We start from the raw sequence: 12783 nt of genomic DNA, 5'->3' as shown, positions 1-12783 counted from the left end.
TAAAAATTCTTTATTTTTCGTTAATTTACGATAAATTTTTTGTATCCCCGGCATATCTAAAGCATAAAAAAGACGATAATCCTTATCATAAGGATCATCGCCATTTTCAATGGTTAATTGGACTTACTGTATACTTTCGAGATCAAGATATCATCATCCGACATAATATGCCCATGATTTTTCTTCAGACCCTCTTCCAGACGGTCAGGCATCTTCTCTGAATCGTACGCGCACACGATGGTCAGATTATACTCATGAATAACCCGGTCCGTTTCTGTTTCGAACCATTCGATGATGGAAACAGGGTCTTCAAGGGATCCCCATTCCACATTCGTCCAAGAGCGGAATGAAATATCATTTTCTAAATAAGGTGTAATGGTTTTGGTCAATTGTTCATAAATAGCAGGAGGATGATAACTACCACTCGATTGATAGAAGTCAAAGTTACTGATGACATGAAGCTTCTCAATTTGACTATCTGTTAGATGACCCTTTAACTGTTTAAGCAATACATTCAGATTTCTCTCGTTCTCGATCAGTACGATGGAGTCCCCCGCTTCAATTCCTTGAAGTATGTAGGCTAGGGCATTTTCTAAATATCGGTTTCTGTCCCGATAAGAATAAAGCACATGAGTAGATTCGTTTCCAGCTAATAGATGACTGACTTTCTCTTTCAATTTCCCCACCTCCCAGGATTACCTCTAATTCTATATATTCTATCAAACAGTGCCCAATCCCTCTTTTACCACAAGGGGTATGAAATGAAAAAATCCATTAAAAAAGACCGCCCGTCATGACGGACAGTCTTCGATTTATTATTTCTTGATTAGATCTTCACGTTCTGATTGCTCGATCCACTCTTCAAGCTTGTCTTTAAGAGTGTTGAAACCTGCTGGTGTTGTTTCTTCGTTTGCTTGTTTCACACTTCCTTGACCTTGACGGCGAGGCTTTTTCGCTGCTGCAGGCTTTGCTTGTTGAGCAGGAGCTTCTTCTGTAGCACGGATAGAAAGGCTGATTTTACCAGCTGCTTCGTCCACTGATAATACTTTAACCTTTACTTCGTCGCCTACTGAAAGGTGCTCACTAACGTCTTTAACAAATCCGTGAGTGATTTCAGAGATATGAACTAATCCTTGTGTTTCTTCGTCAAGTGCAACGAATGCACCGTATGGTTGAATGCCTGTAACTTTACCTGTTACAACAGAGCCTGTTTCGAATTTTGTAGTCATGGTAACACTCCTAGTATATATATTATTTTTCGTCTTTACACGCAATTGTAGATTATATCATAGAATCAGGGATTCGGCAAAGGGATATTATGATTCCATCCCATCCATAGACCCGATCCTCTCTAAAATTGCATTCTCACTAGTTATGCTTCCCCAATATTCGTATTATTAAAACAGTGTAAATACAGCATTCATCAGGATTCATCCTGTAAATTTAAAGATGTCGCCAGTTCTCTTCCGGTTTGACGAAATTCATCCTTATCCTTCTACTATATAATGCCAGGGTGTCCATTTACTAAAATCATGCAAAAAAAAAGCCCAACCCAATTTTGGATGGGTCAGACTAAAAGTTCCGTACAGTCGTAGATCTCTTCTTTTTCTGCTTTTGAATAAATGGTACGGCATAGAGCATGAAGGCTGCGATATGTGCGAATGCAAGGTTAGCGACAAACAGGCTCCAAAGGGTTACATGTCCCCAGCCTCCGAGTTCCGGTACGGCTACATAATAGATAAATGCTGACCATAAGGCTATAACGAATGGGATGTGAAGAACCGCCCATTTACGATGTTCGACCCAAAGAAAAAGTGGAGTTGCCGTTGCGACGAATAGGTATACTAGAAAGACATCCATTTCCATTCCTCCATTTCTGTAGTAAACGCTTTCAATTGTGGCGAAAAAAAGAATAATTTGTGAACGTTTTGTTACAATTAGTATACTACATATTTAAAAAATTTCCAGCCCATTTAACATGTTTTTGACTTCTTTTCTAAAAATTAGTTGAAAAGTAATGAATTCAAGCGTTTTCACACATAATATATGGAAATACGAGTCAGTGAATCGCTATACTCCCAACATTCATTCCCGTTCTTTCCCTATACCCCATTTATTGAAAATTTAAAAATCCGGTGTACAGGGGTACTAAAACATAGTACGATTGAAAAATCTTATTTTTTGAAAGGAGGATCATAAGTATGGCCAAGAAAGATCAATGGACTTCCAAGATAGGCTTTATTCTGGCAGCGGCAGGTTCTGCCATCGGCCTTGGTGCCATCTGGAAATTCCCTTATATGGCCGGTGCGAATGGCGGTGGTGTTTTCTTCTTGCTCTTTATTCTGTTTACTATATTAATCGGTGCCCCCATCCTTCTCGCCGAATTTGTCATAGGGAGGCGCGCCGGGGCAGATGCTGTCACTTCCTATAAACTATTGGCACCGAATTCATATTGGCATTGGATTGGTTATTTAGGTACTGTGGTCTCGTTTATCATCTTATCCTTTTATAGTGTGGTTGGCGGATGGATTCTTTCCTACCTGGCAAGAAGTCTGACCGGTTCTTTGATCGGCAGGACGCAGGAACAATACGGGAATTTGTTCGAAAGTATCATAGCGAACCCAACGGAAGTGCTGATCGCCCAGTTCGCCTTTATCGTCATGACCATCCTTGTCGTACAGGGCGGGATTCAAAAAGGGATCGAACGGGCCAGTCGCTATATGATGCCGGCTTTATTCATATTGTTCATTATTTTGGTGTTCAGGTCCCTTACTTTAGACGGCGCTATGGAAGGGGTACGCTTCCTGTTGCTTCCGGATTGGAGCTATTTAAACGGGGAGACCGTGTTACTTGCATTGGGACAGGCGTTCTTTGCTTTAACCGTAGGGCTGTCCGTCATGGTGACGTATGCCTCTTATCTGTCCAAAGATGACAGCATGCCAAGATCCGCCATCAGCGTATCGGGACTTAATATCTTTATCTCACTACTCGCAGGATTGGTCATCTTCCCTGCTGTGTATGCCCTCGGCTTTAAGCCGGATGAAGGACCCGGGATTGCCTTCGTGGTACTTCCTGCCGTTTTCAATGAGATTGCCTTCGGCGGGATATTCTTGACCGTATTTCTCATCCTGTTATTGTTTGCCACGTTGACTTCTGCTTTTTCCATCTTGGAAATCGGTGTCGCTGCCCTGTCCAAAGGGAATCAGAAGAAACGAATGCCGTTTACGTGGTTGATCGGGATCCTTGTATTCATCGCGGGAATTCCGAGTGCTCTATCATTTGGAGTATTCAACGATGTTCTCATTGGAGGGAAGAACTTTTTCGACTTTGCTGACTATATAACAAGTAATATTGGATTGCCTGTGGGCGCACTGCTTATTTCCATATTCGTATCCTACAGGTTAAAACGCGAGGATGTCTGGAACGAACTTCAATCGGGTTCATCCATATCCGCCGGGCTCTTCAACAGCTGGATCTTCCTGCTGCGCTATATCGTACCCGTAGCCATCCTCCTCGTTTTCTTATCATGATCAATAGAGGTCCGTCCTTCATCTTGAGGGACGGACCTCTTATTTATGTAACATTTTGTTCACGGGTTGGCGGGCTAATTTTTTCCAAATGGTGATAAACTATAGATATAAGGAAGGTATTTTAAGAGGAGGGACTATGGCATGTCACATTTTGGTGAGAATTTGAAGCGGGTAAGGGAAGAACGCAAATTATCTCAACAGGAGCTTGCATTAAGGGCGAGGCTTGGAACGAAAACAATCGAAAAATATGAATCTGATCTGCAGATCCCCGATACACAAACCATTTTGAAACTGTCCACTGTTCTCGATATTCCAGCTTCCGAACTCATGGAACGGGAAATGAAAGAGCATCCACCTGCAGGGGTCGATGCCGAGATGGAGCAGCTGATCAAGGAATTAGGTCCCAAACGCACGAAGCTTATCCTCCGCAAAGCAAAAGAATTCACGGAAGAAGATTTCTTAAGGGTGATGCAAATGCTTTATGAATTGAAATATGAAAAAAATGAATCGTAAAAACTTTTTTCAAAAATGATGTATAGAGATGAACAAAAGGGGTCATACTGAAAATAAGCTTTCTAAGTATTCCCCCTTTTGTTTTCATTTGTTGGACGATCCTGGTATCGTCCTATTTTTTTGTGCAAATTTAAGGAAGGTGCCTGACACCGCCGACCCATTCTGTGCCAGGCACCTTCCTTAACGAACCTTCATTACCTAACTATGATTCTCCACGAACCTCTTCATCCGCTTCACGGCTTCCTGCAGCTGCTCCATACTCGAGGCATATGAACAGCGGACATATCCTTCTCCACCCTTACCGAACACATTCCCGGGAACCACCGCAACTTTTTCTTCCATAAGAAGCTTCTCTGCGAATTCCTCAGAAGACATTCCCGTTTTATGAATGGACGGAAAGGCATAGAATGCTCCTCCGGGGGTGTGGCACGCTAATCCCAATTCGTTCAGGGAGTCGACGAAATAGTGACGCCTATGACTGTAACTTCTCTTCATTTCCATCACATCGTCCATTCCCTTATCCAGAGCCTCCACTGCTGCAAATTGGGCAGGCGTCGAGGCGCACATCATGGCATACTGATGTATCTTCAATAAGGATGAGGCAATCTCTTCAGGGGCACATATATAGCCGAGTCTCCACCCTGTCATGGCGAATCCTTTCGAGAAACCGTTGATGACGATGGTTCTTTTTCTCATGTCTGCAAGCGAAGCGATCGATACATGACGATGATCATAGGCAAGCTCCGAATAAATTTCATCTGAAAAGACGACGAGATCATGCTTCCGGATCACTTCAGCCAAGCTTTCCAAGTTATCCCTTTCCAGGACCGTCCCTGTCGGATTGTTCGGGGAACACAGGAGCACAGCTTTTGTCCTTGGCGTGATGGCTGCTTCCAGTTCTTCAGCTGTGACCTTAAAGCCATTTTCCGGTTTGGTTTCGACCGTAATGGGTACTCCACCCGCCAGTTGGACGAGTGGTACGTATGAAACGAAGCCCGGCTCCACGACAATCACTTCATCCCCCTGATCGATGATCGCCCTCATACTGATATCAAGTGCCTGTGAAGCACCGACCGTCACGATGATTTCCGTTTTCGGATCATATTCGACAGAGTACCCCTCTTTCATATATCGGGCTATCTTTTCCCTCAATTCAAGAAGTCCGGCATTCGCAGTATAGGAGGTATATCCCTGCTCCAACGATAGAATCGCCGCTTCCCTCACCGTCCAGGAGGTAACAAAATCCGGCTCCCCCACACCTAAGGAAATGACCCCTTCCATATTGGCTGCAAGATCGAAGAATTTCCTGATCCCCGACGGCTTTAAGTTTTTAACGGATTGAGCTATGTACGATGTCCCGGTTGTCATGGTGACACCACGATTCTTCTGTCTTCACCTGAGTCGCCGAAAATCGTTCCATCATGCTTATACTTTTTCAGCTGAAAATGAGTGGTCGTCGATAACACTGAATCCAGAGTCGACAGCTTCTCCGACACGAATGTCGCCACTTCATGCATGGACCTGCCTTCCACCGTCACGGAAAGGTCATACGCCCCGGACATCAGGTAGACGCTTTTCACTTCTTTATAGCGGTAAATGCGGTGAGCGACTTCATCAAAGCCGACTCCCCTTTTCGGAGCCACTTTCACATCGATCATGGCCGTCACCCCTTCATGGCCATCCACCTTGGACCAATCCACAACGGAACTGTATCTGACGAGTACATGTTGTTTTTCCAGTTTTTCAATTGCGTCTTCAATTTCCTTGGCCGGAACTTGAAGCATTTTCCCTAAATTTTCGGTCGAAATCCTCGCATCTTTTTGTAAAATCCTCAGTAAATCAAGCTCCATTTCTCTCAGTTGCATCCTGCTTCCTCCTCATCACCACTAAATGGTTTCATTATATCAGAAGTCTCGCATATGAAAAGGGCCAACGCTATTTTCCCCTTTACCGGGAATGGATATGTTATAACTTCCGAATCAAGGTGTTAAATGAAAAAATGCGGGTAAAATATCTGTAAACAGATTGAAAGGAGTGACGGAGGATGCAAGAACATGATTTCGCAAAAGTGGTTCAGGTAAACGGTGCCGATGTTTATTATGAGCATCATGTGCATCCCACTGCCTCAGAAACCTTCGTCCTTCTTCATGGATTCCTGTCATCAACCTTTAGCTTCAGACGGCTTACTCCTCTTTTAAAAGAAAATTATAACGTCATTTCCATCGATCTCCCACCCTTTGGGAACAGCGGTAAAAACAACTCGTTCATCTACTCCTACGACAACCTGGCGAATACGGTCATTTCATTATTGGATCACCTGGATGTACGCAACATCCATTTGACGGGTCACTCCATGGGCGGGCAGATCGCCCTGAATGTCATGAAAAAGGCCCCTTCCTTAGTTGAAAAAGGTGTTCTCCTATGCAGTTCCGGGTATCTCAAGAGACTGAACCGGCTTGTCACGACGCTGAGTCACATCCCTTTTTTCCATCTTTATGTGAAACTGTGGCTGACACGGTCAGGGGTGAGGAATAATCTTGAAAATGTAGTGCATGATGCTTCATTGATCGACGATGAAATGATGTTCGGGTATTTGAAGCCTTTTCTGGAGGATGATATTTTCAAGGCCTTGACGAGGATGATCCGGGACCGTGAAGGGGATTTATCAGTGAATGACCTGCAAAACATCCAAACACCCTGCCTTCTCGTTTGGGGAGAACACGACAGGGTGGTGCCTTTATCAACGGGACACAGGCTGAAACAGGATATCCCGAACTCGAAGCTCGTGGTCCTGAAAGAAACGGGCCATCTTGTTCCTGAAGAAAAGCCAACGGAAGTGTTGGGGCATATTCAGGAATTTGTATCGGCAGCTGCAGAGGAAATTTCAGGCGAAACCCAGACAGAGCCCCTATTTCAAAAAGGACTTTCCCAAACGCTCATTTCTGAAACGTGAGGGGGGAAGTCCCTTTTTTCTTGCATATCATTTTCATCTTTTTCGATTCCATCATATGATGATATTAATAAATACATAAGCGAAAGGGGAATATCCGATGAGTAAATTTGAAGAAATCATCGACCGGAAAGGGTCTTCTTCTGTCAAATGGGACCTCACGAAAACAGTGTTTGGGAAAGACGATGTCCTGCCCATGTGGGTGGCAGATATGGACTTCCTTCCGCCGAAGGACGTATTGGAGGCGCTTGAGCACAGGCTTAAGCACGGAATCTTCGGTTATACCTTTGTAGGGGATGAAACGGCTGCAAGCATCAAGGAATGGGTCCGGAAGCGGCATGGATGGGAAATAGATACCACATGGCTACAATACAGTCCGGGAGTGGTACCCGCCATTTCAACAATCATTCAGGCACTTACATCCCCCGGTGACAAGGTACTCGTTCAGTCACCCGTCTACACTCCTTTTTTCAATCTCGTGGAAGATAATGACCGGGAAATCGTGAATGCGAGGTTGGAGTATCATGACGGAAGGTATTCCATCGACTTTCAAGCCTTTGAAGAGTCACTTCAAACAGGTGTGAAGGTATTCCTGCTTTGCAACCCTCACAACCCGAGCGGACGGGTATGGAAAAAGGAAGAACTCTTAAAGATGGCTGAACTATGTCACAAATACAATGTCGTGATCGTGTCAGATGAAATCCATTCGGACCTTGTCTTCAAACGGCATACCCACACACCCCTTGCATCCCTGAATGCTACTTTCCGGGATATGACGATCACATGCATCGCACCAAGCAAGACCTTCAACCTTGCCGGATTACAGGCCTCGGCCATGATTACGCCGAACCCGGATATCCGCGAAAAAATTGCCGGTGTTCACAAAAGGCAGGGCTTCTTCACCCTTAACACATTCGGCATCGTCGGAATGGAAGCAGCCTATCGCCTCGGGGAACAATGGTTGGAAGAAATCCTCGACTATCTTGAGGAAAATGTAAGGGTGACGAAGAACTTCCTTGAAGAGCATCTGCCTGAGCTGAAGCTTGTCGAACCGGAAGGAACCTATTTACTCTGGATCGATTGTTCGAAATTGAACCTCTCCGATGAAGAACTGAAGAATCGCCTCTTGGATGAGGGACTCGCGTTGGAACCAGGGACGAAATACGGTCCCGGCGGGGAAGGTTTTGTACGGATGAATATCGCCTGTCCACGTAAGACGCTGAAGGATGGGCTTGAAAGATTAAAGGCCGCTTTGGGGTAATACAACCATAAAAATGTACCAGGTACAAATCGATCTGATTGTACCTGGTACATTTTTCATATATGTTATTTTTTATCACTCTTGATCTCGCCACAGGCAATGCGTTTACCCGAATCACCGGAAGGCTGTGTCATCCCATCGTCCTTGTTTTCATCGATGATGAGTGAAGTACCCTCTTTGGTAAAGAGTGATGTCTTCCCCTTTGACAACGTAACCATCGGTGCCATGAGCTTCACCTTCACGGTCCCGTCATCCCCCACGATGAGATTGGGCAGGTCCCCTCCGTGCGCCCCTTCAGGGTGAAGGAGCCCATGCTTTGTATCATCGGGGTTGAAGTGGTTGCCAGCCGATTCAAAGTCCGGACGCTTGCACACTCCTTTTTCATGAATATGGATGGCATGTTCCCCGGGAGGCAGCCCCTCAAGATCCAGTCCGACTTCGACTCCGTCAGATTGCTCCTGCAGGGTGGCTTTACCCAGTGAGTCACCGTTCTCGTTTTTCATTTCGACTTCCACCTTTTTGGGGTTTTCGATTGCACATCCGCTTATAAATGCTGTGAACAGGATGATATATATCAGAGATATTTTTGTCATATCGCACTTCCTCCATATCTGCATACTCATTCACCATTCTTGACGCCTGTTGTGAAAAATATTCCTATGTGCGTGAAGAGGTGCTATATGGATTTTAGACAAGACCACAAAAAAACACGCCCTGCAAAGCGTGTTCGTTTCAGCTTATTCTGTTCTTTTTTGAATTCGTGCTTGTTCTTCCATTGCCTTGGTCTTCAGTTCTTCGCGTTTGGAGGCTTTCTGGATGATCCGGAAGGTCAGCAGGGCGCCGATCATGAAGATGGCCATGGTGATGCCGGCCGGGATATATTCCGTTTTATCTTCTGGGAAGTAGAGAAATAGATTTAATACAAATGAAGAAAGCATGGTACGCTCCTTTCGAAAACAAACTCTTTTTTCATTATAACAACACTGTAAAGTACAAACCAACTTCAAAATGTTCCGTTTTTCAACGATTTCTTGAACGGCCACTCGACAATTTCCGAGGAAATATCCTTTCTTTCCCCCATGAAAAAGAGCTGTAAACCCAAGATGGTGTTCACAGCTCTGTGGTGATTATTTTACAACCTTGATATTTTTAATCACAACATCTTCTTTCGGAAGGTCGTTTGCACCCACTTCTACATTTGCGATCTTATCTACGATGTCCATGCCTTCCACTACTTGTCCAAACACTGTATGTTTTTGGTCAAGCCATGGTGTCCCGCCATTTTCCATGTAGGCGTCGATGATTTCTGCCGGGAAGCCTGCGGATTTCATCTGGTCTTCCAATTGCGGGTCAATGTCCCTTTTTTGCACGATGAAAAATTGACTGCCGTTCGTGTCGGGACCTGCGTTGGCCATGGATAGGGCGCCGCGGAGGTTGAACAATTCAGGCGAGAACTCATCTTCGAACGATTCACCATAAATGCTTTCGCCGCCCGTTCCGTTTCCGTTCGGGTCTCCACCCTGAATCATGAAATCTTTGATGACGCGGTGGAACTTCAATCCGTCATAATAGCCTTTTTCACTATGAGTGATGAAATTTTCCACGGTTTTCGGTGCCTGTTCCGGGAATAGTTTGATCTTGATGGTTCCCATCGATGTGTTCATTTCGACTAACCTTTCATTTTCGCCCACTTCTTTTGTAAGCTGAGGGTACGTCATATTTTCATCTCCTTTGGTTTCTTCTGCAGTGTTCTGCTTATCGTCCGTTTTGGGCTGTTCTTTTGTGGTATCTTCCTTTTCTGTTTGTCCACAAGCGGCAAGAACTAAACCTAGTAAACACAGGGTCACGATGATTAAACGCTTCATATATGTACCTCCACATGTTACCTTTATAGTAGTTATTTCAGAGTACCATTCTGCTTTCATTATAATAGAGATTGGTGTATTAGAGGAGGTTTTTTATGAAAAACATACAAATTGGTGATTATGTCACGGCTTTTTATAAAACGGGTAAATACGTGGGGGAAGTCACGGATGAACGCCCAGGTGCCTTCGTAGTGAAGATTCTTGCGGTCTTGAAGCATCCGAGACAGGGCGACCTTCACAATCCAATGGAAGTTGATGTACCACTGTTTCACGAACGTAAAGCCCTTGCCCACGGGGAGCGGGCAAATATGCCGGAGAAAATGGTCAAGCCATATGATGGGGACATCCCGGATTACAACGAGACACTCGTCCATTCATTCTTGACGTTGAAGAACGAACTCGAACAAGACGCCTCCCCCCATGCTGTGAAAAGCCTTGAAACCCTTCGCTCCATCCAAAGGGAATATGAATTGATGTATAACCTTACATTTTAACTGAAGACGAGGGACGGACCTTCNNGAAGGTCCGTCCCTCGTCTTTTCAAGCGAGCTGATTATAGAATTTGGAGAGGTCGATTCTGTCTCCGATGGTGGTGGGTTCGGCTTTATCGAGGTATTTTTTGTCCTTTTCGACCAGGTTATAGATATGCTGGGTGGTGAGGGCATCGTCCAGCGCTTTATGGTGCTTTCCGACTCCTTCCCTCCCGTATTCCTGGACGGCTTTCCACAGCCCCGTCTGATTTTGATCTCCAAAGAAGCGTTTGTATTCCATGGATAGATCGACGAACTGAGCTTGGAAGGGAAATGGAATGCCCGACTGTGCACAATTATCACGCAGTACCTTCATGTCCATATTTCCCCACGTCACTACCTTCGCGACTCCCCTGGCGTTCAATACGTTAAAATAATCAATCAGGCATTGAAACGATATTCCCGAATTCACTTCTTCCTGGCTGATGGATAAAAATCGCTTGCAGCGGTTGGTCAGTTTAGGGAATGCGGTCGGTTTCACGTATGAGGAAAATGTATCCTTCACTTTTCCATCCTGGACGACCACTACGCCTGCTTCGATGATTTCAGGGAAGAAACCTTTGGGGACCCTATGTCGTTCCGGCATAGAAAACTCAAAATCTATAAATACAAGCTGTTCCGCTTTCGCCACTTAAACTCCCTCCTCAAAATGTCGATAAGACCCCAATTCATCTATAATAAAGAATGTTTTGCCATGATCTTATTTCCTTGCTTCATCATCCGGACAGAGAACCGGCAAGGTGACCGTCTCTCCATACTTCTTATTTTTACATTATATCATGATGCGCCCGGGAATTATGACTATTTCCCGGTTTTCCATGTGAATAAATGTTCTTCGGTGGACTATGGGCCGTATCTTTAATAAAATGAATATTTAGGTATACGAAATAAAAATTCATATAGAAGGTGTTAACCATTTCAAACAGAAAAAAGAATCTGACAATCATGCTCATGGCCAATTTTTTAGTGGCGGCAAGTGCCACAATGGTGCTGCCCTTTCTATCCCTTTACATTGAAACCTTCGGATCCTACAGTCACGAATATGTACAGCGCTGGTCGGGTTTTGTCTTCGGCGTTACCTTCCTGACGGCGTTCTTCATTTCTCCTTTATGGGGCCGGATCGGGGATCGTTTCGGGTATAAGCCGATCCTCCTGATCACTGGATACGGGATTGCTGCGTCCATTTTCCTGATGGGCTTCATGGATTCGGTCCTCGGACTGTTCGTGCTGCGGATGATCATGGGGGCTGTGACCGGCTTCATCCCTACATCCATGGCTTTGATTTCATCCCAGACCCCGAAGGAAGAAGCAGGCCGTACACTTGGCACCCTGCAGATGGGGACTGTTTCAGGCGGGTTATTCGGTCCGGTGATCGGAGGGCTTCTCGCTGATAATGTCGGGTTTTCCTACACATTCATCTTCACTTCCATTGCCATCGCAACGGCTGCCACTGTCGTATTACTCGGCATTGATGAAAAGCGGAGCAAGGAGCAGCGTGATCAACGGAACAAGTATTCGAGTAAGGAAGTCCTCCACCATATCTTCAGTCATAAACTGCTCGTCACGGTGCTTGTGCTGTCATTCCTTATCCAGGTGGCGAACTTCAGCATACAACCGCTTCTCGCCCTGTATGTAGATGAGCTTACCTCTTCTACGAATCTTGCATTTTTGGCAGGGATTGCGTTTTCGGCAACGGGATTCGGGAATCTGATTGCTACCAGACGATGGGGAAAACTCGGGGACGATATCGGATATGAAAAGGTATTATCGATCCTTCTCGTCCTGGCCTCTATCTTCATCGTTCCACAGGCCCTGGCAGTCGAACTGTGGCAGCTTGTCCTTTTCCGCTTCCTGTTCGGGATTGCAATCGGTGGCATGATCCCTTGCGTCACGGCTTATATCCGCCAGGAAGCACCTTTAAGCATGCAGGGGGAAGTTCTTGGATATAATCAAAGCTTTCGGTTTCTCGGAAATGTGATCGGTCCTGCCTTTGGCGGCATCGTTTCGGGATATATCGGCATTTCTTCTGTTTTTTATGTAACAGGTGCTTTATTCTTGGGGGCATTTGGATTATTATGGTGGAGTATACGTCATTCTGAAACAACCAGCCATGTGAGAGATTACTAGAAAAGTA

The 12783-nt window shown here is 45.1% G+C and carries 15 protein-coding genes; 6 read left to right on the top strand and 9 right to left on the bottom strand.

Going from position 1 to position 12783, the window contains the following annotated elements; translation table 11 throughout:
• Window positions 1-113: 113 nt before the first annotated feature.
• The 3 genes from CN378_RS01320 to CN378_RS01310 form a co-directional block, all read right to left on the bottom strand.
• On the bottom strand, window positions 114-677 hold the full coding sequence (locus CN378_RS01320; RefSeq protein WP_179884756.1) for an MEDS domain-containing protein: 564 nt from the start codon (window positions 675-677) through the stop codon (window positions 114-116).
• Window positions 678-815: 138 nt separating this feature from the next.
• The gene (yugI, locus tag CN378_RS01315) at window positions 816-1229 is read right to left on the bottom strand and encodes a S1 domain-containing post-transcriptional regulator GSP13 (RefSeq protein WP_098350120.1); all 414 of its coding nucleotides are present in this window, start codon (window positions 1227-1229) and stop codon (window positions 816-818) included.
• 343 nt (window positions 1230-1572) lie between these two features.
• The gene (locus CN378_RS01310) at window positions 1573-1860 is read right to left on the bottom strand and encodes a spore morphogenesis/germination protein YwcE (protein WP_098350119.1); all 288 of its coding nucleotides are present in this window, start codon (window positions 1858-1860) and stop codon (window positions 1573-1575) included.
• A 341-nt stretch (window positions 1861-2201) separates the two neighbouring features.
• On the opposite strand from CN378_RS01310, the gene CN378_RS01305 reads away from it, so the two are divergent.
• Together CN378_RS01305 and CN378_RS01300 are read left to right on the top strand one after the other, a co-directional pair.
• Window positions 2202-3530, top strand: a complete 1329-nt coding sequence (locus CN378_RS01305; protein ID WP_098350118.1) for a sodium-dependent transporter — start codon at window positions 2202-2204, stop codon at window positions 3528-3530.
• 141 nt (window positions 3531-3671) lie between these two features.
• Window positions 3672-4043: a helix-turn-helix domain-containing protein gene (locus CN378_RS01300; protein WP_098350117.1), complete on the top strand. Its 372-nt coding sequence runs from the start codon at window positions 3672-3674 to the stop codon at window positions 4041-4043.
• A 198-nt stretch (window positions 4044-4241) separates the two neighbouring features.
• Here CN378_RS01300 and CN378_RS01295 read toward each other — a convergent pair whose 3' ends face one another.
• Together CN378_RS01295 and CN378_RS01290 are read right to left on the bottom strand one after the other, a co-directional pair.
• Entirely contained in the window at window positions 4242-5411 is a 1170-nt protein-coding gene (locus tag CN378_RS01295; RefSeq protein ID WP_098350116.1) for an aminotransferase, read from the bottom strand.
• Complete coding sequence (locus CN378_RS01290; protein WP_098350115.1) at window positions 5408-5908, bottom strand: Lrp/AsnC family transcriptional regulator; 501 nt, start codon at window positions 5906-5908, stop codon at window positions 5408-5410. The genes CN378_RS01295 and CN378_RS01290 overlap by 4 nt, the downstream gene beginning before the upstream one ends.
• 179 nt (window positions 5909-6087) lie before the next feature.
• Between CN378_RS01290 and CN378_RS01285 the strand changes: the two genes are divergently transcribed.
• Window positions 6088-6996, top strand: a complete 909-nt coding sequence (locus tag CN378_RS01285; RefSeq protein WP_098350114.1) for an alpha/beta fold hydrolase — start codon at window positions 6088-6090, stop codon at window positions 6994-6996.
• Between the two features lie 97 nt (window positions 6997-7093).
• Window positions 7094-8254: a MalY/PatB family protein gene (locus CN378_RS01280; protein WP_098350113.1), complete on the top strand. Its 1161-nt coding sequence runs from the start codon at window positions 7094-7096 to the stop codon at window positions 8252-8254.
• A gap of 65 nt (window positions 8255-8319) precedes the next feature.
• On the opposite strand, the gene CN378_RS01275 is transcribed toward CN378_RS01280, so the two are convergent.
• From CN378_RS01275 to CN378_RS01265, 3 genes are all read right to left on the bottom strand, one after another.
• On the bottom strand, window positions 8320-8847 hold the full coding sequence (locus tag CN378_RS01275) for a superoxide dismutase family protein (RefSeq protein WP_098350112.1): 528 nt from the start codon (window positions 8845-8847) through the stop codon (window positions 8320-8322).
• Between the two features lie 144 nt (window positions 8848-8991).
• On the bottom strand, window positions 8992-9192 hold the full coding sequence (locus CN378_RS01270; RefSeq protein ID WP_098350111.1) for a hypothetical protein: 201 nt from the start codon (window positions 9190-9192) through the stop codon (window positions 8992-8994).
• Window positions 9193-9381: 189 nt separating this feature from the next.
• Window positions 9382-9972 carry a peptidylprolyl isomerase gene (locus CN378_RS01265; protein ID WP_098350173.1) on the bottom strand — a complete coding sequence of 197 codons (591 nt, stop codon included), beginning with the start codon at window positions 9970-9972 and terminating at the stop codon, window positions 9382-9384.
• A gap of 242 nt (window positions 9973-10214) precedes the next feature.
• On the opposite strand from CN378_RS01265, the gene kapB reads away from it, so the two are divergent.
• Window positions 10215-10613: a kinase-associated lipoprotein KapB gene (gene kapB, locus CN378_RS01260; protein WP_098350110.1), complete on the top strand. Its 399-nt coding sequence runs from the start codon at window positions 10215-10217 to the stop codon at window positions 10611-10613.
• Between the two features lie 46 nt (window positions 10614-10659).
• Here kapB and kapD read toward each other — a convergent pair whose 3' ends face one another.
• Window positions 10660-11280 (bottom strand): 3'-5' exonuclease KapD, encoded by a 621-nt coding sequence (gene kapD, locus CN378_RS01255; protein WP_098350109.1) that lies wholly within the window; start codon window positions 11278-11280, stop codon window positions 10660-10662.
• 284 nt (window positions 11281-11564) lie between these two features.
• Here kapD and CN378_RS01250 point away from each other — a divergent pair, with 284 nt between their 5' ends.
• Window positions 11565-12776 carry an MFS transporter gene (locus CN378_RS01250; RefSeq protein ID WP_098350172.1) on the top strand — a complete coding sequence of 404 codons (1212 nt, stop codon included), beginning with the start codon at window positions 11565-11567 and terminating at the stop codon, window positions 12774-12776.
• Window positions 12777-12783: the final 7 nt, after the last annotated feature.

It is taken from the genome of Bacillus sp. AFS015802, assembly GCF_002561455.1.
In the GTDB taxonomy this organism is placed as follows: Bacteria; Bacillota; Bacilli; order Bacillales; family Bacillaceae_B; genus Rossellomorea.
Note: the sequence above shows the minus strand (reverse complement) of the source record. Positions and strands in the feature narration are given on the sequence as shown.

Coding starts and splice junctions, on each gene's coding strand:
- CN378_RS01290 (WP_098350115.1), bottom strand. CDS start 5,908: ATGCAACTGAGAGAAATGGAGCTTGATTTACTGAGGATTTTACAAAAA.
- CN378_RS01305 (WP_098350118.1), top strand. CDS start 2,202: ATGGCCAAGAAAGATCAATGGACTTCCAAGATAGGCTTTATTCTGGCA.
- CN378_RS01265 (WP_098350173.1), bottom strand. CDS start 9,972: ATGACGTACCCTCAGCTTACAAAAGAAGTGGGCGAAAATGAAAGGTTA.
- kapB (WP_098350110.1), top strand. CDS start 10,215: ATGAAAAACATACAAATTGGTGATTATGTCACGGCTTTTTATAAAACG.
- CN378_RS01310 (WP_098350119.1), bottom strand. CDS start 1,860: ATGGATGTCTTTCTAGTATACCTATTCGTCGCAACGGCAACTCCACTT.
- CN378_RS01270 (WP_098350111.1), bottom strand. CDS start 9,192: ATGCTTTCTTCATTTGTATTAAATCTATTTCTCTACTTCCCAGAAGAT.
- CN378_RS01295 (WP_098350116.1), bottom strand. CDS start 5,411: ATGACAACCGGGACATCGTACATAGCTCAATCCGTTAAAAACTTAAAG.
- yugI (WP_098350120.1), bottom strand. CDS start 1,229: ATGACTACAAAATTCGAAACAGGCTCTGTTGTAACAGGTAAAGTTACA.
- CN378_RS01300 (WP_098350117.1), top strand. CDS start 3,672: ATGTCACATTTTGGTGAGAATTTGAAGCGGGTAAGGGAAGAACGCAAA.
- CN378_RS01275 (WP_098350112.1), bottom strand. CDS start 8,847: ATGACAAAAATATCTCTGATATATATCATCCTGTTCACAGCATTTATA.
- CN378_RS01285 (WP_098350114.1), top strand. CDS start 6,088: ATGCAAGAACATGATTTCGCAAAAGTGGTTCAGGTAAACGGTGCCGAT.
- CN378_RS01280 (WP_098350113.1), top strand. CDS start 7,094: ATGAGTAAATTTGAAGAAATCATCGACCGGAAAGGGTCTTCTTCTGTC.